This window comes from Staphylococcus edaphicus (assembly GCF_002614725.1).
Classification (GTDB): Bacteria; Bacillota; Bacilli; order Staphylococcales; family Staphylococcaceae; genus Staphylococcus; species Staphylococcus edaphicus.
The window spans coordinates 1-23,957 of sequence record NZ_MRZN01000002.1 but is presented as its reverse complement, the minus strand read 5'-3'; the positions used below and the strand labels follow the sequence as shown (position 1 = coordinate 23,957).

The window sequence follows — 23,957 nt, the reverse complement described above, 5'->3', positions numbered from 1 at the left end:
GCATGAGCCAAAGCTCAGGTAAACCTCTAATATTTAGATGGTTCACGTAACTTCATAATAAATGCAACAAAGATTGCAAAGAGCATAATGATTAAAATAGGTGTAATGAAAATGGATAATAATAATCCATGAACCATTATATTCATAAACTCAGTAAGTAATTTGAAGAATAATAAACTAACCATAAACATTTGTAAATAATAGAATCTATCTTTCAAGAAATTCGTTAAAGTCGTCAATATATATATAATGATGATAATCATTAAGAAAAATAGTGTAATCCATTCTATAACATATTGCGTTTGCGAAATTTCCCAGTTACCTGAAACAAATAGCGAGTTTCTATTATTGAATTCAATTAACGTAAAGAATAATAAAATTGCACCACAGAATAATTCTACATACGCAGGTTTAATCCATTTTGGCTTTTTCATCCAGTTCGGAACATCGTCCTCTTGAATATCAATAATTTCTTTCCATTTTGCAATAAACTTATCTTTTTTGTCTCTAACTTTTTGAATATCAACACTTCTACGTGTTTTTCGTGTGAATTCAGTTGTTTTATCTTGTAGTGTTTTCCATGTTTCTTTTGTTTGATTTGTTACTGATTCTTTGCTAGTTCTTGATAATTCTGGTTCTTCTTCCCCTAGTTCTTGCTTTGTTAAAGGAAGTGATCTTCTTAAGAATAAAAAGTTCCAAATAGACATTTGTCCAAGTAACCACATGATAATGAAGAATGTGTTAACACTCAAAATATCAATTGGTATGATTTCATCACTTTCAATTCTTCCATATAAAACAATTTGTGTTATTAAGTAACTTATTCCATAACTGAAAATAATCCATAAATAATGGTATTTTCTATGTTCTGTATTTAACTCGTCTTTATAAACGATATAACCAATATGAATTGCAAATGGTATTACGAAAATAATAGCAAAAAAGCTATAAACCTGAGTCATTAATATCAGTGTTATGATAAAGAAAAGAATACCAATAACTAAAAAGAATACTGAAATATCATAGTCATATCTTGTCGTTCTAAATAAAGTAAAGCCAATCATGATAACACCAATACCAAACAAGATAATGATAATGGCGCTAATTATCGGAAAATTACCTATGTAATTACTCATTACTCTAATTATTTCACCAAAAAATGCGTTTATAAAATCCCATACATTATGGATATGCAACTCCATTTTACCTTTACCATTTAATTTATTTATTAACGGCAAATTAATTAAAATGATGAGACCTGTGAAAAGCGAAACGATGCCTATCATATAACTATATAATATCTCAGCGTGTTTCTTTAAAAAAGACATACCATTCACCTCAAAAGTTATTATATATTAACATTTAGTTCTTGTCTTTAATTATCTAATAAATAAGTCCATAGTATGATATAAAATCATTCATAGTCAAATTTCCACTTATTATTTGTGGTCAAACAATTTTTTCTCATTGCATACTATTTAATTTTAAAACATCTCTGAATAACCTACAGCTATTAATTATACCTAAGTTACCAACGTGCTAATCATCGATTATTCAATTCGCTTCAAAGCTCACAGTTTAAATGAGGCGTTTATATTTTGTTAAATTGTGGTAGATAATAAATGTAACTAATCATAAACTTTAAAGGAGTGCTTTTATTTATGAGTAAAGAAGAACTAAACAAACAGGCGGCTGAAAAAGCAAAAGAAGCTGAAGATAAATTAAAAAAAGAAAAAGAAGCTGCTGATAATAGTACAGAAGAAACGAAACAAAATATTCAAGACACTTTAGATTAATTGAATGCTCGTATTAGATACAAATCAATATAAATGTAAATCCGATATGGGAGTGAGACTATGAAATCTATTTTTAAATCAGATTTCTGTCTCCTCCCTTTTTTGGATTAGCTATACTATAGCAATGAATATTTTATTTAATTCTATTAGTAAACGTTGATTACTTTATCTAAATTGCCATCTATTAATTTCTGTACTGACCTTGACATAATCCTATAAAAGTCATACATTATAATTAAAATTAAATAAACCATTCGCACTAGGGGTGTTTTGTGACTGAGATGAGGTATACCCTCAAACCCTTTGAACCTGATCTAGATTAAACTAGCGTAGGAAAGTGTACTGCGATATCATTGTTTATCATTGGTATCCGTATGCCTATATTTTAACGCGCAACTTTCTAGAAGGTTGTGCGTTTTTATATTAGGAGGAACATTTATGTCAAAAGGTTTAAAACTTTCCGAAATTCTTGTAACTGTATTGATAGCAGTTGTCTTTGCAATCATTTATAATTTATGGAATTTCGTATATAAAGCCGTACAAGTAACTGGGCTTCATTTTGAAGAACTTACATATGGCGCTTGGTTTATGGCAGCAATCGTAGCTTATCTCATAATCCCAAAAGCAGGCATTGCAATACTTGCAGAATTTGCTGCAGGTGCTGGTGAAACAATCGTAATGGGACGTTTTGATATAGCCACTATGGTCTACGCTTTGTTACAAGGGTTGGCTTGTGAAATTGTATTTGCCATTTTCCGCTATAAGTCACGTTCGGCAATGGTCGCAATGCTTGCTGGATTTTTAGCTTCGGTTGCAACGTTACCTTTAGATTTCGCATATGGTTATCTGGGAGAAATTGCCGGTTGGAATCTTACTTTATACGTTGTATTCAGATTAATTAGCGGTATCGTAGTTGCCGGTCTATTATCTTATTACATCGTAAAAGCACTTGATCAAACTGGAGTGACCAAATTGTTTAGACCAGCAAGCCAGAGTGATTACGACAACTTATAAGGAGCAATAACGTTGATAGCTACTAAAAATTTACGCTTGAAATATCCAAATGGCCAGAAAAAAATATTTGATAATTTATCTATACAAATTAAAGATAAAGAAAAAGTGTTGTTATTAGGCCCTTCTGGTTCCGGTAAAAGCACATTATTAAATGTGTTAAGTGGTATCGTACCAAACTTGATTGATTTACCTATAAAATATGATGAACTTGAAATTGATTCCGCAAGTGGTGTGATATTTCAAGACCCAGATAGTCAATTTTGTATGCCTAAGGTTTATGAAGAACTTGCATTTGTGTTAGAGAATCAACAAGTTCCACAAGAGGAAATGCATAATCGTATTAATGAAGCACTGAATACTGTTGGGTTAAATGTTGATACAAATCAATATATAAACGAATTAAGCGGGGGTATGAAACAAAAGCTTGCAATTGCTGAAACGATCTTACAGCAGGCAACGACTTTATTTTTAGATGAACCTACCGCAATGTTGGATGTTGAGTCAACTGCTGATTTATGGCAAAAAATTCAATCATTGTGGCAAGATCAAACCGTACTTATTGTAGAACATAAGGTTGAGCATATTTGGCAACATGTAGATCGTGTCATTTTAATGAATTATGACGGAGCAATCATTGCAGATGCAACCCCTTCTCACATTTTAACTCATTATGAAACATTATTAACCGAATACGGCGTATGGCATCCAAACGCTTGGGCATCTGCACCACAAACAATACAATTTCCGAATCCAGACACAGCTCGTTTTAATGTTCAGATTCAAAATACAGTTATTAAACGTGGTAAAAACAAACTCATCGAAATCCCTCACCTAGAAATCAGCGCGGGTGAATGGATATCAGTTACTGGCTCAAATGGATCAGGCAAAACATCTTTACTTGAATCTATTATGCAATTGATTAACTATGACGGCAAAATGTATATCAATCATCATCTTTACAGCAAAATTAAAACTGCAGCAAAACATATGTATCTGGTATATCAAAACCCTGAATTACAATTTATTACAAATTCCGTATACGATGAAATTCATATTCAAAATAACAATAAATTTAATTCCACGGATGAAGCCAAACAACATACAGTATCATTATTAAAAACACTGAATCTCACCTCTGTACAAACGCAACACCCTTATGAATTATCCATGGGGCAAAAACGACGTTTAAGTGTTGCAATAGCTTTAAGTGCTGAGTCAGACTTAATACTCTTGGATGAACCAACATTTGGTCTTGATAGTCATAATACGTTTAACCTTATCAAATTATTCCAACAACGAGTTACACAAGGCCAAACAATTATTATGGTTACACACGATCCAGAAATTATTGCGCGTTATCCAACACGAAGACTACACCTCGAACATCACCATTTAGTAGAAAAGACAGGTGATACATATGTTTGAAAAATGGAAAAAACATTGTTCTTTCATCGATGATGTTAATATCATCACTAAATTAGTAATAGCTGTCATATTATTTTTCTTTGTGATCTTTGTTCACCAATTTGATTACATGCTCTATATTACTTGTTTAATACTTGTATTATTATTAATATTCAATGGACTACAGTTCAAAGTCACATTTATCTTTATTGTATTTACTATTTTATTCAGTTTAGTGTCAGCCTTATTCATGATTTTTTATGGCGATGGTACACACGTACTTTTCAAATTAGGTTTTATTCAAATCACAACTGAAAGTCTGTTTCGAGGCTTACATTTAGCTATGCGTACGACAACGGTTTCGTTTTTTGGAATTTTAATCGCCTTCACTTCACAAATTGTTCTTGTATTTTACAGTTTAATGCAGCACTTAAAGGTCAAACCCAAAGTGGCATATGCCTTTATGGCAGCAATTCGAATGGTTCCATTAATGATCATCTCTTTTTTACAATTAAGAAAATCATTAAAGATTCGCTATCAATTAATAAACGCTCAAAATTATCGCGGTATAAAAAGACTAAAACACCTAATCATACCCTTATTGAGTCAAAATATTAAAAAAGCACACCAGCTTTCAGTAGCAATGGAGAAAAAAGGCTTCAAAGATGGGCCTAGAACATATTATTATCATGCACCTTTCTCGTATAAAGATTTTCTATTAATTATCGTCGTAGGGTTTATTTTAATTAGTGCCTATTACTTGGCATTATATTTCCCAATAACAGGGATTGACGACGTTCGTATAACAAGTATTTATTAAATAGTTCAACTCACTTTTCAAAATCATTTTTATCCAAAATAAAAGCGATGAAACAAAACCTAAACCAGTTTGTTTCATCGTTCTTTATTTTTCTTAATCAAATTATAATTTTTGTATTGCTTTATCACTGATATCATTCCGATAAAATAAAGCATCACTATTCATTTGCTTTACCGCTTCGTATGCATTCACTTTAGCTTCTCTAATATCGCTACCTTCACCTAAAGCAAGAATTACGCGTCCACCAGACGTTACATAGCGTCCATCTATTTTATTTAATCCACTCACAAAATATTGACCGTCTAATGTAAATCCTGAAACCTCAGCCCCTTTATTATAAGCGCCCGGGTATCCTTTTGAAGCAAGCATCACACCAACAACTGCATTTTTCTTCCATTTAAATTGGATCGGTTGTTTTGCCTCTAAATCTAAAATATGCTGCATTAAATCGCTTTCCATTCGTGTCAACAAGACTTGTGCTTCAGGGTCCCCAAATCGTGCGTTAAATTCTATAACTTTTGGCCCGTCCTTTGTTATAATCGCACCTATATATAGTACACCAAAAAATGAATAACCTTCATTCACCATTGCTTTCGCAATAGGCTGTGCAATATCTCTATTCGTACGTTCAATCATTGCTTCATCTATATGGGGAACTGGACAGTACGCACCCATACCACCTGTGTTAGGACCCAGGTCATAATCAAATGCACGTTTATGATCTTGTGCAATACAATCAAATGGTACAGCATAATCCCCATTAACGAATGTCATTAGCGAAAATTCTTCTCCCTCAAGAAATTGTTCAAATACAACTGTGCTATTTTCTTCAGGATATAAAATTTCTATACCATCTTGTGCTTCTTCAAAATTATTGGCAATAATTACACCTTTTCCTGCTGCCAGGCCATCTTTTTTTAATACAACTGGAAAATCACATGTCTGAATGTAGTCTAGCGCCTCTGTTTTGCTATTTATCTCTTTATAAGCTGCTGTAGGAATGTCATATTTTTCCATCAATTGTTTGGCAAACAGCTTTGAACCTTCAATTTGTGCTGCAGCTTTATTTGGTCCAAACACATTAATATTTTCTGTTTGCAATTTATCAGTTAAGCCCTCCGTTAATGGTTGTTCAGGACCGATAATTACCCACGCTATGTCATGCGCTTTAGCAAATGCCACTATCTTGTCATGGTTAGTTTCTTTTATATCTGTGTGCACAGTAGCGACGTTTATCATTGCATCATTACCAGGTATCACGTGTATTTCATTAATGAGTGGTGATTGTTTCAACTTGTATGCAATTGCGTGTTCTCTACCACCTGCACCAATTACGAGTACTTTCATAGATTACATTTCCTCCAATTTGATTAATGTTTAAAATGTCTAACACCTGTTGTAACCATCGCAATGCCATGTTTATTAGCCATATCGATTGATTCTTGATCTTTGATGGAACCTCCAGGTTGTATTATTGCCTTAATGCCGGAATTTGCAGCTAATTCTACTGTGTCATCCATTGGGAAGAAACCATCGGAAACCATAGCAACATCATCATTTATTTCAATTGCTCTTTCAATTGCAATTTGTGCAGAACCTACCCTGTTCATTTGACCTGCCCCAATACCAACAGTTTGCTTTGCATTGCTCAATATAACAGCATTACTTTTAACTGATGCAACGACTTTCCATCCAAGCAACATCGCATCCCATTGTGCCTCTGTAGGTTCAACATCCGTTACTACAGTCATATCTTCGCGACTTAATTTCACATTATCTTTGTCTTGTACTAAGTAACCACCTGAAACTGATACAAGTTCTTGTTCACTATTATCAATCGTCATATCAATTTCTAATAATCTAATATTTTTCTTTTGGCCTAAAACATCTAAAGCTTCTTGCGTGAATTTTGGTGCAATAATAACTTCTAGAAAAATAGCATGCAATTTTTCAGCTAATGATTTTTCAACTGTTCTATTTAAAGCTACAATACCACCAAAGATAGATTGACTGTCAGCCTCAAAGGCATGTTGATAAGCTTCATCAATTGAACTAGCAACGCCAACGCCACAAGGATTCATATGTTTCACAGCAACTGCTGCTGGTTGGTCAAACTGTTTAACAAGTGATAAAGTAGCGTCAGCATCTTTAATATTATTATAACTTAATTGTTTACCGTGTAATTGCTTAGCACCGGCAAGTGTATGTGATGCATCCGAAGTACGTACAAAATATGCAGACTGCTGTGGGTTTTCACCATAACGTAAACTTTCTTTATTATCTTTAAAATAATCGACTATTGCAGCATCATATTCATTTGTATGTTCAAATACTTTAATCATTAATGATTTACGATAATCTTCATCTAATTGGTCTTCTTTTAATCTATTTATGATTTCATTATAATCAGCAGGATGAACTACTGTTGTTACATGTTTATAGTTCTTAGCTGCTGCACGTAACATTGTAGGACCACCAATATCAATATTTTCAATCGCGTCATCTTCTGTAACATTTGGATTAGCAACCGTTTCTTTAAATGGGTAAAGATTCACCACGACCATATCTATTAATTCAATTTGTTGTTCTTTTAATTGTTCTAAATGTTCAGGTTTATCACGATCTGCTAAAATACCACCATGCACAGATGGATGTAATGTCTTAACTCTGCCATCCATAATTTCTTCAAATTGCGTTAAGTCAGAAATAGATTTTACAGGTACGCCCGCTTCTGCGATTGCACGCATCGTTCCACCTGTTGAATATAATTCATAACCATTTTCTGTAAGTGATTGCGCAAATGCTACAATCCCTGTTTTGTTAGACACACTTAAAATTGCTTTCTTCATTATTACTTGCACCTCTTATTGAATGATTTTTGAAATGACTGCTGGGTATAATTCATGTTCTAATGCTTTTATTCGCTCTTCTAAATCAGCTTTAGTATCGTCCGGGTATATATCACATGTTCTTTGTTCGATAATTTCTCCTGTATCCATCCCACTATCAACATAATGTACCGTTGTACCCGTTATGTCATCACCATTTGCTAATGCTTGACCTATAGCATCCTTACCTTTGTATTTTGGTAATAAAGAAGGGTGAATATTTAATATGCGTTTGTCATAGGCTTTCAAAATATTTTCGCCAATTAATTTCATATAGCCTGCTAAGACTATCCATTCAACTTTTTCTGAAGTAAGCCACTCTATAATTTTCCGTTCGTAGTCTGCTTTAGAATCAAAGTTTTTCAATTCGTTAATATGTACATCTAGATTGTATTTCCTAGCACGTTCAATACAATGTGCACTCACTTGATCTGTGTACAATGCTGTTACTTCAATATGAGGAAGATTACCTTGCTCAATTTGTGTCATTATACTTTCAAAATTACTACCTGACCCTGACGCAAAAATAGCTATTTTGGTCACTTTTATACCCCCGTTAATTGAATTGGTTCTTCGCCTTCAACGATTTCTCCAATTGCATAAGCATTTACATTTTGTTTTTTTAGTATATCTAAAGTCGTTTGTACTTGGGCCTCATCTACTACGATTGTAAAACCTATACCCATATTAAAAATATTGTACATTTCTTCAGTTTCAATATCTCCTTGTTGTTGCAACCAATCAAAAATTGGTAATGTCGGGAATTTAGTTACGTCTATTTTGGCAGTGACACCCTCCGGTAATGCTCTAGGAATATTTTCATAAAATCCACCGCCTGTAATGTGTGTCATAGTATGAATATTAACAGCTTCTTTAACAGCTAATACTGGAGTAACATATAATCTTGTTGGTTCTAAAAACGCTTCTAAAAATGTTTGTTCATCATTGTAGTTATCTTGTAAATCAATTTTAGATTTTTCGATTAATTTTCTCACTAAGCTGTAACCATTTGAATGAATACCACTAGATTCAAGTCCTATGATAACTTGACCAGGCTTTACGGAAGAACCATCAATATATTCACTTTTTTCAACAGCACCTACAGCAAATCCTGCCAAATCATATTCACCTTCGTGATACATTTCACCCATCTCTGCAGTTTCTCCACCAATTAAAGCAGTATGTGTCTCTTCACAACCGTCACTTACCCCTTTGACAATTTGTTCGATGACTTCTGGGACAACTTTATGTGTTGCAATATAATCTAAGAAATACAGTGGCTCAGCACCTGTAGTTAAAATATCATTGACGCACATTGCAACGGCATCAATACCAATTGTGTCATGTTTACCGTTATCTATTGCTAATTTCAGTTTTGTACCTACTCCGTCTGTACCTGAAACAAGTAATGGTTCTTTCATGTTTAATTGTGATAGGTCAAATGTTGCCCCAAAACCACCTAAACCACCAAGTACTTCTTTACGCATCGTTCTCTTAACGTGACTAGACATACGATTTACTGCTTCATAACCTGCATTAATATCTACACCGGCTTGTTGATATGCTTTAGACATTTAAATTACCCTCTCTATCAAAGAATTGTTTATGATCTGCTATATATGCTTTTTGGCGGTCACTTAGATGTGCTATATAATCTTCTTCATAGTCATAAAGTCCTGCTGGATAGTCACCAGTAAAACTTTCTACACATAATCCACTGTATGGTGCATCTACTTCAAGTCCGATGGAATCGATCAATCCATCAACCGATAGATAAGCTAACGAATCTGCACCAATATGTTCGCTTATTTCTTCTGGTGATTTGTTGGCAGAAATAAGTTCAGCTGTTGTCGAAACGTCGATACCATAAAAGCTCGGGAACATAAACTCAGGCGACGCGATGCGTACATGTACTTCTCTTGCTCCAGCATCTTTCAACATTTGCACGATGCGTCTACTCGTTGTACCTCGAACAATTGAATCATCTACAAGTACGATATTTTTATCTTGAACAATATCTTTAACAGCCGATAATTTAACTCGAACGCCTTGTTCACGCAATTCTTGCGTAGGTTGAATAAATGTTCTTGCAACATATTGATTTTTCACTAATCCCATTTCATATGGAAGTCCACTTGCTTCAGCATAGCCAGATGCTGCGGATAATGATGAATTAGGAACACCGATGACCATATCTGCAGTTGGTGCTGGACTTTCTTTAGCCAATTGTTTGCCGGATTGCTTTCTTACGGCATGTACATTTTTTCCTGCAATGGTTGAATCCGGTCTTGCAAAGTAAATATATTCCATAGCTGAAATAGCCGTTGTTGTATGCTTCGTATAAGATTCTACTCTAATGCCCTCATCTGTAATAACTACGTATTCTCCAGCATGAATATCTCGTACAAATTCAGCACCTAGTACATCAATCGCACATGTTTCACTCGCAATAATATAGGATCCATTTTGCATTTTACCAACAGCTAAAGGTCTAATTGCATTTGGATCAACTGCGCCATATAATGCATCTTTAGTTAATACAGCAAAGGTGAACCCGCCTTTTATTTTTCTTAAGCTTTCTTGAAAAGCATCTTCAAATGTAGGTGCTTTACTTTTGCGGATTAAGTGCATAATCACTTCTGTATCCGATGATGAATGAAAAATAGACCCCTGATGTTCTAATGAACGCTTTAAACTTTGTGCATTTATGAGATTGCCATTATGACAAACTGCAACACTCATATCATAAAAGTGGTATAAAAATGGTTGGATATTTTCAATACCTTTATTACCAGATGTTGCGTATCTCACATGACCAATAGCATGTTGATAGGATTTGAAAGTTTCAAGTTGAATATCAGAAATTGCTTCTGTTAACAAACCTAGACCACGTTCACCAATTAACGTTTCTCCATTAGAACACACGATTCCAGCACCTTCCTGACCTCGATGCTGTAAACTGTGTAACCCCATGTAAGTTAGTTGGGCTGATTCAGGATGATTCCAAATGCCAAATACACCACATTCTTCATTTAATCCTTTGCTGTCATACATTTAGGTATTGCTCCTTCCCATATTTCAGTAAGGTTTTGAACATCACGTATCACTTGAATTTCTCCGTTAGACACTTTAAATTGATCGTCGTTTGTTAATTGACCAATTTCCACAGCATTTTCAATTTCTAATGTTTGTCCTTTTTTTACTGCAACGATATAACGCCCTTGAGTTTCACTAAATAATTGTGCATTCGTTAGGTTTAATTGTGCGTTCAAACCAAGTTGGTAATGTGAACTCATACGTGCTAACGTTAACAACAAACCGCCCTTTCCAACAGTTTGAACATGTGATGCAACACCATTACGAATCACTTGTTTAATAGATTCACCCTTTTGTACTTCATCAGATAAATCAATCGCTTCAAATTCATGATTTACTTTCTTATAAAGTAACTTTTCAACTTGGCTACCACCAAAGTCATCTTTTGTGTCACCTACTACATATAAAGTGTCGCCAGCACTTGGTTGGAAATCATTTAAATAATCGATGTCTTCGATTAATCCAACCATGCCTACAACTGGCGTAGGGAAGATAGATGTCTCTCTAGTTTCATTATAAAGTGATACGTTACCTGATACGACTGGCGTACTTAATACTTCACACGCTTCTGCCATGCCTTTCGTTGAATCCGCTAGCTGTTGATAAATTTCTTTCTTTTCTGGTGAGCCATAGTTTAGGCAGTCAGTCATTGCTAAAGGCGTAGCACCTACAGAAATCAAATTACGGTATGCTTCTGCTACAACCATTTTCCCACCCTCATAAGGATTGTTAAATACATAACGTGCTTCACCATCGATCGTAGAAGCAATCGCTTTATTCGTACCTTCTACTCGAACTACAGATGATTGTAACCCTGGTTTCACAATTGTATTAGCACCAACTTGTTGATCATATTGTTCATATAAATAACGTTTAGATGCAATAGTTGGATGTTGTAATAGTTCATCAAACACAGACTCTACATCCACTTTGCTATAATCATTTTTACTCTCATTATAGTTTGGCGCTTCACCTTCTAATACATAAACAGGCGCTTCATCTGATAAAGGCTGTACAGGAATATCTGCAAACACTTCATCTTCGTACGTTAATACAAAGCGATCTGTATCCGTTACTTCACCTATCACAGCACTATCTAATTCGTGTTTATCAAATAAGTTTAAGAATTTTTGCTCTGTTCCTTTTTCGACTACTAGTAACATTCGCTCTTGTGTTTCTGACAACATCATTTCATAAGGTGATATACCTTGTTCTCTAGTAGGCACTTGTTCTAATCGCAAATGTAAACCACTTCCACCTTTTGCAGCCATTTCTGAAGAAGATGAAGTTAGACCAGCAGCTCCCATATCTTGTATGCCAACAAGTTCATCAAACGTAATTGCTTCTAACGTCGCTTCCATAAGTTTTTTACCTACAAATGGGTCACCAATTTGTACTGATGGACGTTTACTTTCACTATCTTCGCTTAGTTCTTCTGAAGCAAAAGTAGCGCCATGAATACCATCACGACCAGTCTTTAATCCTACGTAAATAACTGAATTGCCAACACCTTTTGCAGTCCCTTTTTGAACCATATCATGGTCGATAATACCTACGCACATTGCATTCACTAAAGGATTACCATCATATCTGTCATCAAACTCAATCTCACCGGCAGTAGTTGGGATACCTATACAATTGCCGTAACCACCGATACCAGCAACCACACCACGTAATAAGCGGCGATTTTGTTTTTCTGTTAATTCTCCAAAACGTAAACTATTTAATAAATTAATAGGTCTTGCTCCAATGGATACGATATCTCTAATAATACCGCCGACACCTGTTGCCGCACCTTGATAAGGTTCTACTGCTGATGGATGGTTATGTGATTCAACTTTAAATACAACAGCTTGATTATCACCAATGTCAACAACACCTGCACCTTCTCCTGGTCCCATTAATACATGCTCTCCAGAAGTTGGGAACTGTGTTAAGAATGGTTTAGAATGTTTATAAGAACAATGTTCACTCCACATTACAGAGAATATGCCTATTTCTGTAAAATTAGGTTCTTTACCTAAAATGTCGCAAACCTTTTCATATTCTTGATCACTTAAGCCCATATCTTTATACAATTGTTCTAATTTAATTTCTTCTGCACTTGGTTCAATAAACTTAGACATTTTGTTCCCTCCAACTATTTACCATTGCTTCAAATAACTTCACACCACTGTTACTACCTAAAATAGATTCAATTGCACGTTCTGGATGAGGCATCATTCCACAGACATTACCTTGTTCATTTACAATGCCGGCAATATCATTGAACGAACCATTGGGGTTATCGACATATTTTAAAATAATTTGGTTGTTTTGATCTAAAGCTGCATAAATTTCCGGTGTACAGTAATAATGACCTTCACCATGTGCGACAGGGTATACTACAGTTTCATCTACATCATATAAATTTGTGTATGGCGTTTGATTATTAACAACTTTTAAAGATTCATTACGACTGACGAATAAGTGCGAATCATTATGTAACAATGCGCCAGGTAATAGTCCTATTTCTGTTAAAATTTGAAAACCATTGCAAACACCTAATACTGGTTTGCCTTCTGTTGCAAATCTCTTCACTTCTTCAGTAATAGGCGCGACACTTGCCATTGCACCTGAGCGTAGATAATCTCCAAACGAAAATCCGCCTGGAATTAATACACCATCAAAACCTTCTAAAGACGTTTTACGATAATCAACATATTCGGCTTGTACACCAGATTTTATGGCCGCATTATACATATCTCTATCACAATTGGATCCTGGAAATTTTAGCACTGCAAATTTCATTATGCTTTCTCTCCTTCTTCCAATACTTTATAGCTGTATTCTTCAATGACAGTATTAGCAAATAGCTTTTCACTCAATGTCGTAACCACATTGTGTACTTCAGCATCTGTAGCTTCGTCTACTGTCATATATAATACTTTACCGACACGAATATCATTAACTTGTTTGTAGCCTAAGTCATGAACAGCGCGATTTAATGCTTGCCCTTGTGTATCTAATACTTGTGGTTGTAATGTGATGTGTAATTCTATTGTTTTCATTATTAACGTGCCTCCAGTTTATTTAAAAAAGTTTGGTATGTTTCAATGATTGATCCTCTATCTTCTCTATAAACATCTTTATCAAAATTTATATCGCTTTGTTTATCCCAAATACGGCATGTATCTGGAGAAATTTCATCAGCTAATAAAATTTGTCCATCACTCGTACGACCAAACTCAATTTTGAAATCTACGAGTCTTAGATTCATTTCATTCATCAATTCAACTAATACTGCATTAACTTCCATTGCCGCTTCTTTTAATGCATTAATTTCATTATCATCAGCTAAATGTAGTAGCTTGATATGATTTTCTGTGATAAGTGGATCATTTAAGTCATCGTTTTTGTAAAAAAATTCTACTAAAGGTTCTTCAAATTGATATCCCTTTTCAAACCCAAGCCTTTTAGTAATAGAGCCTGCAGCAATATTTCTAACCACTACTTCTAACGGAATAATTTCAACAGACTTAACAAGTTGTTCAGTTTCAGAAATTTGTTCAATAAAATGACTATTCAAACCTTCAGTTTTTAAAAAATTAAAAATATGAGAAGTAATCTGATTGTTTAAGCGTCCTTTACCTTCAATAAAATCTTTTTTTGCACCATTACCTGCCGTTACTTCATCCTTATACTCAACTCGGAGAACATCAGAAGCTCCTGTTGAAAAAATCCTTTTAGCCTTCCCTTCATATAACAAAGTCATATATTTATCTCCTTTCAAATTGTTTTAGTATACTTTGCTCAGTTTCATTTACATCATCCGTTAGAATAGTTAAATGTCCCATCTTACGGTTCTTTTTACGTGCTGTTTTACCATAAATATGAATATGCCACTCAGGATGTTCAGCAAATTGATCTTCTAATACATCTAAATCTCTGCCTAATAAGTTCATCATAATCGCAGGTTTCAATAGTTCAACTTGGCATGGTAATTTCTGTCCAGTTATTGCCAAAATATGTGTATCAAACTGTGAATAGTCACAAGCTTCTATAGAATAATGTCCGGAATTATGAGGTCTAGGTGCGATTTCATTTACATATAATTGATTTGTATCATCTATAAAAAATTCAACCGTAAACGTACCTATAAAATGAATATGCTTAATTATTTTATTTACTTCGTTACGTGCTTCTTGCGACGTATTATGCTCTGTACGTGCTGGTACAATTGTTTTAAAGAGGATTTGATTTTGGTGTTCATTTTCTTGTAGAGGAAAATAAGTAATTTGATTATTCAAGCCAATCGTCACTGTCATAGAAACTTCTTTGCTTAAGTTAAGATACTGTTCTGCCAAACATGCTTGGTTTTGAATAAGTTTACGTGCTTCGTCTAAATTGGTTGTGTCTTTAACGAGGATTTGTCCTTTACCGTCATAGCCTCCGAATCGTGTTTTAACAATGAATGGATAACCTAATGAATGAATCGCTTTATCTAAATCATCACAGTCATTTAATTGAATGAAAGGTACAATATGACTGCCTGATGCTTGTAAAGTTTGTTTCTCCATTAAACGGTCTTGGAGTACTTGTATGGCTTGATAGCCTTGAGGAATATTATACTTTGATACTAATGCTTGTAATTGGCTAGCTGAGATATTTTCAAATTCGTACGTTATTACATCTGTTTTTTGACCAAGTTGATTTAATGCATTTGGATCATCATAATCAGCATTGATAAACTCATGAGCAACATATCGGCATGGGCATGCTATATCAGGATCTAATACAATCACTTTAAATCCCATTTTTTGTGCAGATTGTGCCATCATTTTGCCTAACTGACCTCCGCCTATAATACCTATGGTTGAGCCGAATTTTAATTTACTGAAGTTCATGTTGCATTTCACTCACTTTCTCAACTAAAGATTTTTCATAATTTTCCAAATTCATTTGGACTGCTTGATTACCTATGCTTAACATTCTTGCTGCTAGGACCCCTGCATTTTTAGCACCCGCTTTACCAATTGCTGTTGTTGCTACTGGTATACCACCAGGCATTTGTACTATGGATAATAGGGAATCTATGCCTTTCAAACTTTTAGATTCAATAGGTACACCAATGACTGGTAATGTAGTCATGGATGCTACCATACCAGGTAAATGAGCCGCCCCACCAGCGCCTGCAATAATCACATCATAACCTGTGTCTCTGGCTTCTTTTGAAAAATCAAACATGAGTTGAGGCGTACGATGTGCTGAAATTACTTTTTTATCATAAGGAATTTCAAATTGGTCTAACATCAAACAACTTTCTTTCATTGTTTCCCAATCGGAAGAACTTCCCATAATGACTGCTACTTTCAAAATGAACACCCTTTCAGAAATTTGAAATGTTACTACTAAGAGATGTATATTACAGATATAGCATAACAAGTAAATTGCACATTTTCAACCAAAAATCGAACTTTATCTATATTTTTCTTTTTAATCTACGTCTTTTGACTGTTAATTGGTGCGATTATTATGTTAATGTTAAGTAAAGTTCAAACATTCAAGGAGGATTTTTCATGGTCGCAAAAATTTTAGACGGAAAACAAATTGCTAAAGAATACAGACAAGGACTTAAAGATCAAGTTGAAGCTTTACAATCTAAGGGGTATACACCAAAACTATCTGTCATACTTGTCGGTAATGATGGTGCAAGTCAAAGTTATGTCAATTCTAAAAAGAAAGCCGCAGAAAAAATTGGCATGATATCAGAAATTGTACATCTAGATGAAACAACTTCTGAAGAAGAAGTTTTAAATGAGCTAAAACGTTTAAATGAAGATGATAGTGTTAGTGGTATATTAGTTCAGGTCCCTCTACCAGATCAAGTAAGTGAACAAAAGGTATTGGAATCTATCAACCCTGCAAAAGATGTTGATGGCTTCCATCCTGAAAATATAGGTAAACTTTATATTGACCAACAAACTTTTGTACCATGTACACCATTAGGTATCATGGAACTGTTAAATCATGCTGATATTGATTTAGAAGGCAAGGATGCTGTTGTTATCGGTCGTAGTCATATTGTCGGACAACCAGTTTCTAAATTATTACTACAAAAAAATGCGACAGTTACGATTCTTCATTCAAGAACAAAAGACATGCATAGTCATTTAAAAAATGCTGATGTTATTATAAGTGCGGTTGGTCGTCCTGGTTTAGTGACCAAGGATGATGTTAAAGAAGGCGCCGTTGTCATCGATGTCGGTAATACTCCTGATGAGAACGGGAAATTAAAAGGCGATATTGAATATGATGAAGTAAAAGAAGTAGCAGGTGCCATCACACCGGTTCCTGGTGGCGTAGGTCCAATGACCATCACAATGGTATTAAATAATACACTTATAGCAGAAAAAATGCGCAGAGGTATCAAATAAATCCTATAGTTAAACATTTAAATTGTTTCATTTTATTGCAAGGTAAATTCATTGTTTTATGAGTAAAATAAAAGACACGTATAGTTATCGAACTATACGTGTCTTTTTAGGTAATTTTTACGATCTTAACGCTTCAACCTTTTAACCATATTAAACCCCAATACTTAATTTAGGGATAAATGATTCAAAATGAATTTTCGTTTCATCAATTCCCATATTTTTTAATGTAGTTATTATAGATTTCAAGAAATTAGCGCCACCACAAACATATATTTCCGTATCTGCTGTTACAAATTGTTTTAAATAAGCTGCATCTATATATCCCAATTTATGCTTATCATAAATAATATAATCGACATTATTTTTACTTTCTGCAATTGTCTCTAATTTATTTGAGAACGGAATATCAGCAACATTATTAACATTTTGTATAAATTGAATCGGTGCATCTGACTTAGTTGCTTGTTTAAACATCGGAATTAAAGGTGTTACGCCAATACCAGATCCAATAAACAACTGTGGTGATGTAACGTTCACAATAGCAAATTCTCCTACCGGTGCTGACAAATTAATCATATCTCCAACTTGATATTCATCATGAAGAATCGTTGATACTTCCCCTTCATGTATGGTCGTTACATCTCTTTTAACTGCAAAAGTAAGTGAATTACGATTACCTTCTACAATAGAGTAGTGCCGTTTAGCACGATATGGTAATTTTTCACTTTCTACATCAACCGTAATATATTGACCTGGCTTAAATTGACTCATATCTATTCCGTCAGATTTAATTGTAAATGTTTTAATATCTGAAGCCACATTTGAAATGTCGATAATTTCAAATGGTTTAAAGCCATTCCAAGCCATCTTTTCATAAATTTCTTTTTCAACTTCTATAAATACCTTCGCGATTTCTCCATAAGCTTTGCCCCATGTTTGCAAGATCACGTCATCTTCTGTTAAATCTAAAACATTTTTGATAGCAGCTAACAAGTTTTCACCAACAATGTCATAACCAGCTGGTGGCACTTGTAATGCACAATGCTTATACGCTATTTCTTTAACAACAGGTAAAATACGCGTCAAATCATCTATATTCATTGCTGCCACTAACACACTTTGTGCTAATGCTGTCGATTGTAATCCTCTTTTTTGATTCGTTTGATTAAACATATTTTTTAATTCAGGATGTTCATTAAACATTCTATTGTAGAAAAACGAGGTGATTTCTACCCCTTTTTCTTGTAATACAGGAACTGTTTCTTTAATTATCGCTTTCTCTTTTTCGCTCAACATCATATACACTCCCATTTTTTTATTACTTAATTATTTCATTTTTAGTCTATTACAATTTAGTGTAATTCAAAAGGTTTTTGTGATATAATTCACAAAAAGTTCATTTACTTAATTTTAACTAAAAATTATGATGCACTTTAAATAAATAAGTTATATTAGGACTATAGTATGATGTATTAAACAACTCATTGCAGTATAGTAAAGTTAAATAAATTAAAGTCTCTGTTTGGAGGTCAAAAGAATGAATAAACTCATACAATCATTATCAGCAATTGGCGTTTCTGCGACACTTGTATCACCTAACCTAAGCGCAGAAGCAACAGACAATGCAATTCCAGAACTGAAAGGTGTAAATGATACAATCATCGATAAAGGTGAAGCCTATAATCTCTTAAATGGCGTACGCGCTTATGACAAAGAGGACGGTGACTTAACACATAAAATTACAGTTGACGGCAACGTGAATACGAACAAAACTGGGAAATATAAAATTGAATATAATGTAGAAGATTCTGATGGTGCCTCAAATAAATCAATACGTTATATAGAAGTGAAATAAACTAATCCTTCACATACATAGTTTAAAATCCAGCTAAACGATAACTATTATCACACATTAAGGGTGAAAATTACCCTTCCGCCTTAAATATGACACTTTTCACAAAATGTACACATAATTTTAACAAATCTTTGAATGCCCACCAGACGTTGAGTTTGTTGGGTTTCTTTTAATTTTACAATAATTTTTTTCTCACAAACACTTGTAAATATCGTGTAATATCTTAAAATTGATGGTAAGCCCTACATTTGTAGTATTAGGAGGTCAAAAAAGTGTCAAAATTTAAGTCTTTGCTTCTACTCTTTGGCTCACTCATTTTGCTTAGTGGCTGTTCAAACGTAGAAGTTTTAAACCCAAAAGGGCCGATGGCAAGCGATTCGAAGTTTTTGATTATGTATTCAATCATCTTCATGCTTGTTATTATTGCCGCTGTTGTTACTCTATTCACAGTCTTTCTATATAAATATAGAATAGGAAACACTGATGAATCGGGTAAAATGCACCACAATTCTTTATTAGAAACAATTTGGTTTATTATTCCAATAATCATTGTAATTGCATTAGCCATTCCAACGGTTAATTCACTTTATGATTACGAGGAAAAACCACAGAAAGAAGACGATCCACTTGTTGTTTATGCTACAAGCGCTGGTTATAAGTGGTTCTTCAGTTATCCTGAACAAAAGATCGAAACAGTTAATCATTTAACTATTCCGAAAGATCGCCCTGTTGTCTTTAAACTCCAATCAATGGATATGATGACAAGTTTCTGGATTCCACAATTAGGTGGCCAAAAATATGCGATGACAGGTATGACTATGGACTGGACACTAACAGCTAGTGAAGAAGGCAAGTTCCGTGGACGAAACTCAAACTTCAATGGTGAAGGCTTCGAACGTCAAACATTTGATGTTAACTCTGTAAGCCAAAGTAAATTCGAGGATTGGGTAAAAGATGCTAAAAACCAAAAAGTGTTGGATCAAGATACTTTTGACAAGCAACTTTTACCAACTACTGAAAACAAAAATTTAACTTTCAGTGGTACGCATTTAGCATTTGTTGATCCTGCCGCTGATCCTGAGTATATTTTCTATGCTTATGATCGTTATAATTACGTACAGAAAGATCCAAACTTTAACACTGAAGAAGAACGTAAAGCTGATGTGTTAGATAAACCTGATCAACCTGCACGTAAACCGCAAATCACAAATGCTAACTACGAACGTCATGGAATGAAAGCCATGATTTTAGGCAATAATGAACCATATGATAGTGAATTCAAAGACGAAGAATCACATAATATGGATGAAATGGAAAAAATCTCTGAAGGTGCTAAAGATAAAAAAGCATCTAAAATTGAGAAAAAAGACCATGAAAATGGAGGTGGACATTAATGAATTTTCCATGGGATCAATTACTTGTTCAAGGTAACTGGATGATAACGATGGCACAAATTGGTGCACCGTTTGCAGTCATTGCCGTGATCGCAGTAATTAGCTATTTCAAATTATGGAAATATCTATACAGAGAATGGTTCACATCTATTGACCATAAGAAAATTGGTGCAATGTACTTAATCTGTGCGGTATTAATGTTCGTACGTGGTGGTATAGATGCGTTGATGATGCGTGTTCAATTAGCAATTCCAGAGAATACATTTTTAGAAGGAAACCATTATAATGAAGTCTTTAGTACGCATGGCGTAATAATGATTATCTTTATGGCTATGCCTTTTATCTTTGGATTATGGAACGTCATCATACCATTACAAATTGGTGCTCGCGACGTTGCATTCCCTGTATTAAATAACGTAAGTTTCTGGTTATTCTTCTCAGGTATGATTTTATTCAACCTTTCATTTATAATCGGAGGCTCACCTGCGGCTGGTTGGACAAACTACGCACCACTCGCAGGAGAGTTCAGCCCAGGACCTGGTGTTAACTATTACTTAATAGCAATACAAATCTCCGGTATCGGGACACTGATGACTGGTATTAACTTCTTTGTTACGATACTTAGATGTAAAACACCAACAATGAAATTTATGGAAATGCCGATGTTCACGGTTACTACTTTTATTACAGCTTTAATCGTTATCTTGGCTTTCCCAGTATTAACAGTTACATTAGCTCTGTTTACAACTGATAGAATATTCGACACTGCTTTCTTCTCAGTTGCAAATGGTGGTATGCCGATGCTTTGGGCTAACTTCTTCTGGGTATGGGGGCACCCTGAAGTGTACATTGTTATCTTACCGGCATTCGGTATCTATTCTGAAATTATTCCGACATTTGCACGTAAACGCCTATTCGGTCATCAAAGTATGGTTTGGGCAACTGCAGGTATCGCGTTCTTAAGTTTCTTAGTTTGGGTTCACCATTTCTTTACTATGGGTAATGGTGCATTAATTAACTCATTCTTCTCAATTTCAACCATGCTGATTGGTATACCAACTGGTGTTAAAATCTTTAACTGGTTGTTCACGCTTTACAAAGGCCGTATTACCTTCGAATCTCCAATGCTTTTCGCATTAGGATTCATACCGAACTTCTTAATCGGTGGGGTAACAGGCATTATGCTTTCAATGGCAGCAGCAGATTATCAATATCACAATACTTACTTCCTAGTAGCGCATTTCCACTACACGTTAGTAACTGGTGTTGTATTCGCCTGTCTTGGTGGTTTAATTTTCTGGTGGCCTAAGATGACTGGATTCAAATTAAACGAAACATTAAACAAATGGTGTTTCTGGTTATTCATGATTGGATTTAACGTTTGTTTCATACCGCAATTCATTCTTGGATTAGATGGTATGCCACGTCGTTTATACACTTACATGCCAGAAGACGGTTGGTGGTTACTAAATGCAATCTCAACTGTTGGTGCCCTATTAATGGCATTAGGCTTTATGTTCTTAGTTGCTAGTATCGTATACAGCTTCTTCAAAGCACCACGTGAAGCTACTGGCGATAACTGGGATGGCTTAGGTCGTACTTTAGAATGGGCAACTGCTGGTGCAATGCCACCTAAATACAACTTTGCTGTCACTCCTGATTGGAATGACTACGATACATTTGTAGATATGAAAGAACATGGTCGTCACTATTTAGATAACCATAATTATACTGATATCCATATGCCAAATAACACACCTGTTGGTTTCTGGATGGGAATTCTCTTCACTATCGGTGGATTCTTCCTTATCTTTGAAACGCTCGTTCCAGCTATTATTTGTTTAATTGGTATCTTTGCTACAATGATTTACCGCAGTTTCCAAATCGACCACGGTTATCATATACCAGCGTCTGAAGTTGCTGAAACTGAAAAACGTTTACGTGATGCACGTATAAAAGAAAGGGAGGCTGTAAGTCATGAGTCATGATGCAAACACAATTGATCAACGTTCGCATGAAGGTAATTTAAATAGACTTGGCTTTTGGATTTTCCTTACAGCAGAATTCTCATTATTCGGTACGTTATTTGCAGCATTATTAACGCTCCAACACGGTGGCGATTATGCTGGCAAAATGACTACTGAGTTATTTGAATTACCACTAGTTTTGATTATGACATTTGCATTATTAATTAGTTCTTATACATGTGGTATCGCAATTTACTACATGAGACAAGAAAAAGAAAAATTAATGATGATTTGGATGATTATCACTGTTTTACTCGGTATGGTATTCGTAGGCTTTGAGATTTATGAGTTTGCGCATTACGTACATGAAGGTGTTAATCTAACTATCGGTTCTTATTGGTCTAGTTTCTTTATTCTATTAGGAACACATGGTGCCCACGTGTCATTAGGTATTGTTTGGATTATTTGCCTATTAATTCAAGTAGCTATGCGTGGATTAAATAAAGACAATGCTCCTAAATTATTTATAGTTAGTTTATACTGGCACTTTTTAGATGTTGTATGGATTTTCATCTTCACTGCCGTATATATGATAGGGATGGTGTTTAGCGGATGAATACAATAGTAAAACATACTGTAGGTTTTATCGCTTCAATCGTTTTAACGATCTTAGCAGTATTTGTAACTTTATACACATCTATGGCACTTAATGCTAAGATTACCATCATCTTTGGTTTTGCTTTTATTCAAGCAGCAGTTCAATTATTAATGTTCATGCATTTAACTGAAGGTAAAGATGGAAATTTACAAGCGTTTAAAGTATTATTTGCGATTATCATTACTTTAATTACCGTTATTGGTACTTTCTGGGTAATGCAAGGTGGACACTCAAGTCACTTATAATCCTAAAAAGACTTCTCTTCGGAGAAGTCTCAGACTGTCGACAAAGTCTACGACTTTGTTGGCAGTTTTTTTATGCACGCTTTCCGCGGGCACTGCCTTAGCCTGTAGTCTTCGGCTAGTGCTATTCCCGCAGGAGTCGGCATAAATCACTGCCAATATTACACAAAAAATATTATAATATATGTAAATTAAACAGTGGTGGTGTTTATTATGTTGAATAAATCAATTGATAAAAGAGATCAATATGAAATGATTTCTATCTCTGAATTAGTCCCTAATAATCATTTATTACGTAAAGTCGATACGATATTAGATTTAAATTTTGTGTATGAACTTGTCGAAGACAAATATTGCCTTGATAATGGTAGACCATCTATAGATCCTGTTATTTTAGTAAAAATATT

At 34.5% G+C, this 23,957-nt stretch carries 24 protein-coding genes and 1 riboswitch; of the genes, 11 read left to right on the top strand and 13 right to left on the bottom strand.

What is annotated here, in order from left to right; all coding sequences use genetic code 11:
- Positions 1–26 precede the first annotated feature (26 nt).
- The gene (auxA, locus tag BTJ66_RS01640) at positions 27–1,328 is read right to left on the bottom strand and encodes a lipoteichoic acid stability factor AuxA (RefSeq protein WP_099089261.1); all 1,302 of its coding nucleotides are present in this window, start codon (positions 1,326–1,328) and stop codon (positions 27–29) included.
- A gap of 333 nt (positions 1,329–1,661) precedes the next feature.
- Between auxA and graF the strand changes: the two genes are divergently transcribed.
- From graF to BTJ66_RS01625, 4 genes are all read left to right on the top strand, one after another.
- On the top strand, positions 1,662–1,796 hold the full coding sequence (gene graF / locus BTJ66_RS13740) for a glycopeptide resistance-associated protein GraF (protein ID WP_202971254.1): 135 nt from the start codon (positions 1,662–1,664) through the stop codon (positions 1,794–1,796).
- 251 nt (positions 1,797–2,047) lie between these two features.
- A riboswitch (TPP riboswitch) is annotated at positions 2,048–2,149 on the top strand.
- A gap of 85 nt (positions 2,150–2,234) precedes the next feature.
- Positions 2,235–2,810 carry an ECF transporter S component gene (locus tag BTJ66_RS01635; protein ID WP_099089260.1) on the top strand — a complete coding sequence of 192 codons (576 nt, stop codon included), beginning with the start codon at positions 2,235–2,237 and terminating at the stop codon, positions 2,808–2,810.
- Positions 2,811–2,822: 12 nt separating this feature from the next.
- Positions 2,823–4,235, top strand: a complete 1,413-nt coding sequence (locus BTJ66_RS01630) for an ABC transporter ATP-binding protein (protein ID WP_099089259.1) — start codon at positions 2,823–2,825, stop codon at positions 4,233–4,235.
- Positions 4,228–5,034 carry an energy-coupling factor transporter transmembrane component T family protein gene (locus BTJ66_RS01625; protein ID WP_099089258.1) on the top strand — a complete coding sequence of 269 codons (807 nt, stop codon included), beginning with the start codon at positions 4,228–4,230 and terminating at the stop codon, positions 5,032–5,034. Before BTJ66_RS01630 ends, BTJ66_RS01625 begins: the two co-directional genes overlap by 8 nt.
- Positions 5,035–5,136: 102 nt before the next feature.
- Here the strand turns inward: BTJ66_RS01625 and purD are convergent, their stop codons facing one another.
- From purD to purE, 11 genes are read right to left on the bottom strand one after another with little or no spacing between them, the layout of a single operon-like run.
- A complete protein-coding gene (purD, locus tag BTJ66_RS01620; protein ID WP_099089257.1) occupies positions 5,137–6,381 on the bottom strand; it encodes a phosphoribosylamine--glycine ligase in 1,245 nt (414 codons plus the stop codon).
- A gap of 23 nt (positions 6,382–6,404) precedes the next feature.
- Positions 6,405–7,883, bottom strand: a complete 1,479-nt coding sequence (purH, locus tag BTJ66_RS01615) for a bifunctional phosphoribosylaminoimidazolecarboxamide formyltransferase/IMP cyclohydrolase (protein WP_099089256.1) — start codon at positions 7,881–7,883, stop codon at positions 6,405–6,407.
- 15 nt (positions 7,884–7,898) lie between these two features.
- Positions 7,899–8,465, bottom strand: a complete 567-nt coding sequence (purN, locus tag BTJ66_RS01610; RefSeq protein ID WP_099089255.1) for a phosphoribosylglycinamide formyltransferase — start codon at positions 8,463–8,465, stop codon at positions 7,899–7,901.
- 2 nt (positions 8,466–8,467) lie between these two features.
- The gene (gene purM / locus BTJ66_RS01605; protein ID WP_099089254.1) at positions 8,468–9,496 is read right to left on the bottom strand and encodes a phosphoribosylformylglycinamidine cyclo-ligase; all 1,029 of its coding nucleotides are present in this window, start codon (positions 9,494–9,496) and stop codon (positions 8,468–8,470) included.
- Positions 9,489–10,976 (bottom strand): amidophosphoribosyltransferase, encoded by a 1,488-nt coding sequence (gene purF / locus BTJ66_RS01600; RefSeq protein ID WP_099089253.1) that lies wholly within the window; start codon positions 10,974–10,976, stop codon positions 9,489–9,491. The genes purM and purF overlap by 8 nt, the downstream gene beginning before the upstream one ends.
- A complete protein-coding gene (gene purL, locus BTJ66_RS01595) occupies positions 10,955–13,144 on the bottom strand; it encodes a phosphoribosylformylglycinamidine synthase subunit PurL (protein WP_099089252.1) in 2,190 nt (729 codons plus the stop codon). Before purL ends, purF begins: the two co-directional genes overlap by 22 nt.
- Positions 13,137–13,808: a phosphoribosylformylglycinamidine synthase I gene (gene purQ, locus BTJ66_RS01590; protein WP_099089251.1), complete on the bottom strand. Its 672-nt coding sequence runs from the start codon at positions 13,806–13,808 to the stop codon at positions 13,137–13,139. The genes purL and purQ overlap by 8 nt, the downstream gene beginning before the upstream one ends.
- A complete protein-coding gene (purS, locus tag BTJ66_RS01585) occupies positions 13,808–14,068 on the bottom strand; it encodes a phosphoribosylformylglycinamidine synthase subunit PurS (RefSeq protein ID WP_017724119.1) in 261 nt (86 codons plus the stop codon). Before purS ends, purQ begins: the two co-directional genes overlap by 1 nt.
- A 2-nt stretch (positions 14,069–14,070) precedes the next feature.
- Entirely contained in the window at positions 14,071–14,772 is a 702-nt protein-coding gene (purC, locus tag BTJ66_RS01580; protein WP_099089250.1) for a phosphoribosylaminoimidazolesuccinocarboxamide synthase, read from the bottom strand.
- A 4-nt stretch (positions 14,773–14,776) separates the two neighbouring features.
- Entirely contained in the window at positions 14,777–15,904 is a 1,128-nt protein-coding gene (purK, locus tag BTJ66_RS01575; protein WP_099089249.1) for a 5-(carboxyamino)imidazole ribonucleotide synthase, read from the bottom strand.
- Positions 15,891–16,373 carry a 5-(carboxyamino)imidazole ribonucleotide mutase gene (gene purE / locus BTJ66_RS01570; RefSeq protein WP_099089248.1) on the bottom strand — a complete coding sequence of 161 codons (483 nt, stop codon included), beginning with the start codon at positions 16,371–16,373 and terminating at the stop codon, positions 15,891–15,893. Before purE ends, purK begins: the two co-directional genes overlap by 14 nt.
- Before the next feature lie 203 nt (positions 16,374–16,576).
- Between purE and folD the strand changes: the two genes are divergently transcribed.
- Positions 16,577–17,434 (top strand): bifunctional methylenetetrahydrofolate dehydrogenase/methenyltetrahydrofolate cyclohydrolase FolD, encoded by an 858-nt coding sequence (gene folD, locus BTJ66_RS01565; RefSeq protein WP_099089247.1) that lies wholly within the window; start codon positions 16,577–16,579, stop codon positions 17,432–17,434.
- A gap of 150 nt (positions 17,435–17,584) precedes the next feature.
- Here the strand turns inward: folD and BTJ66_RS01560 are convergent, their stop codons facing one another.
- On the bottom strand, positions 17,585–18,730 hold the full coding sequence (locus tag BTJ66_RS01560; RefSeq protein ID WP_099089246.1) for a globin domain-containing protein: 1,146 nt from the start codon (positions 18,728–18,730) through the stop codon (positions 17,585–17,587).
- Between the two features lie 241 nt (positions 18,731–18,971).
- Here BTJ66_RS01560 and BTJ66_RS01555 point away from each other — a divergent pair, with 241 nt between their 5' ends.
- The 6 genes from BTJ66_RS01555 to BTJ66_RS01530 all read left to right on the top strand — a co-directional run.
- Positions 18,972–19,289 carry a DUF5011 domain-containing protein gene (locus BTJ66_RS01555; RefSeq protein ID WP_099089245.1) on the top strand — a complete coding sequence of 106 codons (318 nt, stop codon included), beginning with the start codon at positions 18,972–18,974 and terminating at the stop codon, positions 19,287–19,289.
- A 272-nt stretch (positions 19,290–19,561) separates the two neighbouring features.
- Positions 19,562–20,683, top strand: a complete 1,122-nt coding sequence (gene qoxA, locus BTJ66_RS01550; protein ID WP_099089244.1) for a cytochrome aa3 quinol oxidase subunit II — start codon at positions 19,562–19,564, stop codon at positions 20,681–20,683.
- Positions 20,683–22,671, top strand: coding sequence for a cytochrome aa3 quinol oxidase subunit I (qoxB, locus tag BTJ66_RS01545; protein ID WP_099089243.1), 1,989 nt, complete (start codon positions 20,683–20,685; stop codon positions 22,669–22,671). The genes qoxA and qoxB overlap by 1 nt, the downstream gene beginning before the upstream one ends.
- The gene (gene qoxC / locus BTJ66_RS01540; RefSeq protein WP_099089242.1) at positions 22,661–23,266 is read left to right on the top strand and encodes a cytochrome aa3 quinol oxidase subunit III; all 606 of its coding nucleotides are present in this window, start codon (positions 22,661–22,663) and stop codon (positions 23,264–23,266) included. The genes qoxB and qoxC overlap by 11 nt, the downstream gene beginning before the upstream one ends.
- A complete protein-coding gene (qoxD, locus tag BTJ66_RS01535) occupies positions 23,263–23,553 on the top strand; it encodes a cytochrome aa3 quinol oxidase subunit IV (RefSeq protein WP_099089241.1) in 291 nt (96 codons plus the stop codon). Before qoxC ends, qoxD begins: the two co-directional genes overlap by 4 nt.
- 210 nt (positions 23,554–23,763) lie before the next feature.
- On the top strand, positions 23,764–23,957 hold a 194-nt coding region (locus BTJ66_RS01530; RefSeq protein ID WP_476661997.1), incomplete at its 3' end, for a transposase.

Excerpts from the sequence above, each read along its gene's own strand:
- BTJ66_RS01560 (WP_099089246.1), bottom strand. The coding sequence starts at position 18,730 with ATGTTGAGCGAAAAAGAGAAAGCGATAATTAAAGAAACAGTTCCTGTA.
- purD (WP_099089257.1), bottom strand. The coding sequence starts at position 6,381 with ATGAAAGTACTCGTAATTGGTGCAGGTGGTAGAGAACACGCAATTGCA.
- qoxD (WP_099089241.1), top strand. The coding sequence starts at position 23,263 with ATGAATACAATAGTAAAACATACTGTAGGTTTTATCGCTTCAATCGTT.
- auxA (WP_099089261.1), bottom strand. The coding sequence starts at position 1,328 with ATGTCTTTTTTAAAGAAACACGCTGAGATATTATATAGTTATATGATA.
- purQ (WP_099089251.1), bottom strand. The coding sequence starts at position 13,808 with ATGAAATTTGCAGTGCTAAAATTTCCAGGATCCAATTGTGATAGAGAT.
- BTJ66_RS01625 (WP_099089258.1), top strand. The coding sequence starts at position 4,228 with ATGTTTGAAAAATGGAAAAAACATTGTTCTTTCATCGATGATGTTAAT.
- graF (WP_202971254.1), top strand. The coding sequence starts at position 1,662 with ATGAGTAAAGAAGAACTAAACAAACAGGCGGCTGAAAAAGCAAAAGAA.
- folD (WP_099089247.1), top strand. The coding sequence starts at position 16,577 with ATGGTCGCAAAAATTTTAGACGGAAAACAAATTGCTAAAGAATACAGA.
- purH (WP_099089256.1), bottom strand. The coding sequence starts at position 7,883 with ATGAAGAAAGCAATTTTAAGTGTGTCTAACAAAACAGGGATTGTAGCA.
- purL (WP_099089252.1), bottom strand. The coding sequence starts at position 13,144 with ATGTCTAAGTTTATTGAACCAAGTGCAGAAGAAATTAAATTAGAACAA.
- purC (WP_099089250.1), bottom strand. The coding sequence starts at position 14,772 with ATGACTTTGTTATATGAAGGGAAGGCTAAAAGGATTTTTTCAACAGGA.
- qoxC (WP_099089242.1), top strand. The coding sequence starts at position 22,661 with ATGAGTCATGATGCAAACACAATTGATCAACGTTCGCATGAAGGTAAT.
- purS (WP_017724119.1), bottom strand. The coding sequence starts at position 14,068 with ATGAAAACAATAGAATTACACATCACATTACAACCACAAGTATTAGAT.
- purF (WP_099089253.1), bottom strand. The coding sequence starts at position 10,976 with ATGTATGACAGCAAAGGATTAAATGAAGAATGTGGTGTATTTGGCATT.
- qoxB (WP_099089243.1), top strand. The coding sequence starts at position 20,683 with ATGAATTTTCCATGGGATCAATTACTTGTTCAAGGTAACTGGATGATA.
- purK (WP_099089249.1), bottom strand. The coding sequence starts at position 15,904 with ATGAACTTCAGTAAATTAAAATTCGGCTCAACCATAGGTATTATAGGC.
- purM (WP_099089254.1), bottom strand. The coding sequence starts at position 9,496 with ATGTCTAAAGCATATCAACAAGCCGGTGTAGATATTAATGCAGGTTAT.
- BTJ66_RS01635 (WP_099089260.1), top strand. The coding sequence starts at position 2,235 with ATGTCAAAAGGTTTAAAACTTTCCGAAATTCTTGTAACTGTATTGATA.
- BTJ66_RS01555 (WP_099089245.1), top strand. The coding sequence starts at position 18,972 with ATGAATAAACTCATACAATCATTATCAGCAATTGGCGTTTCTGCGACA.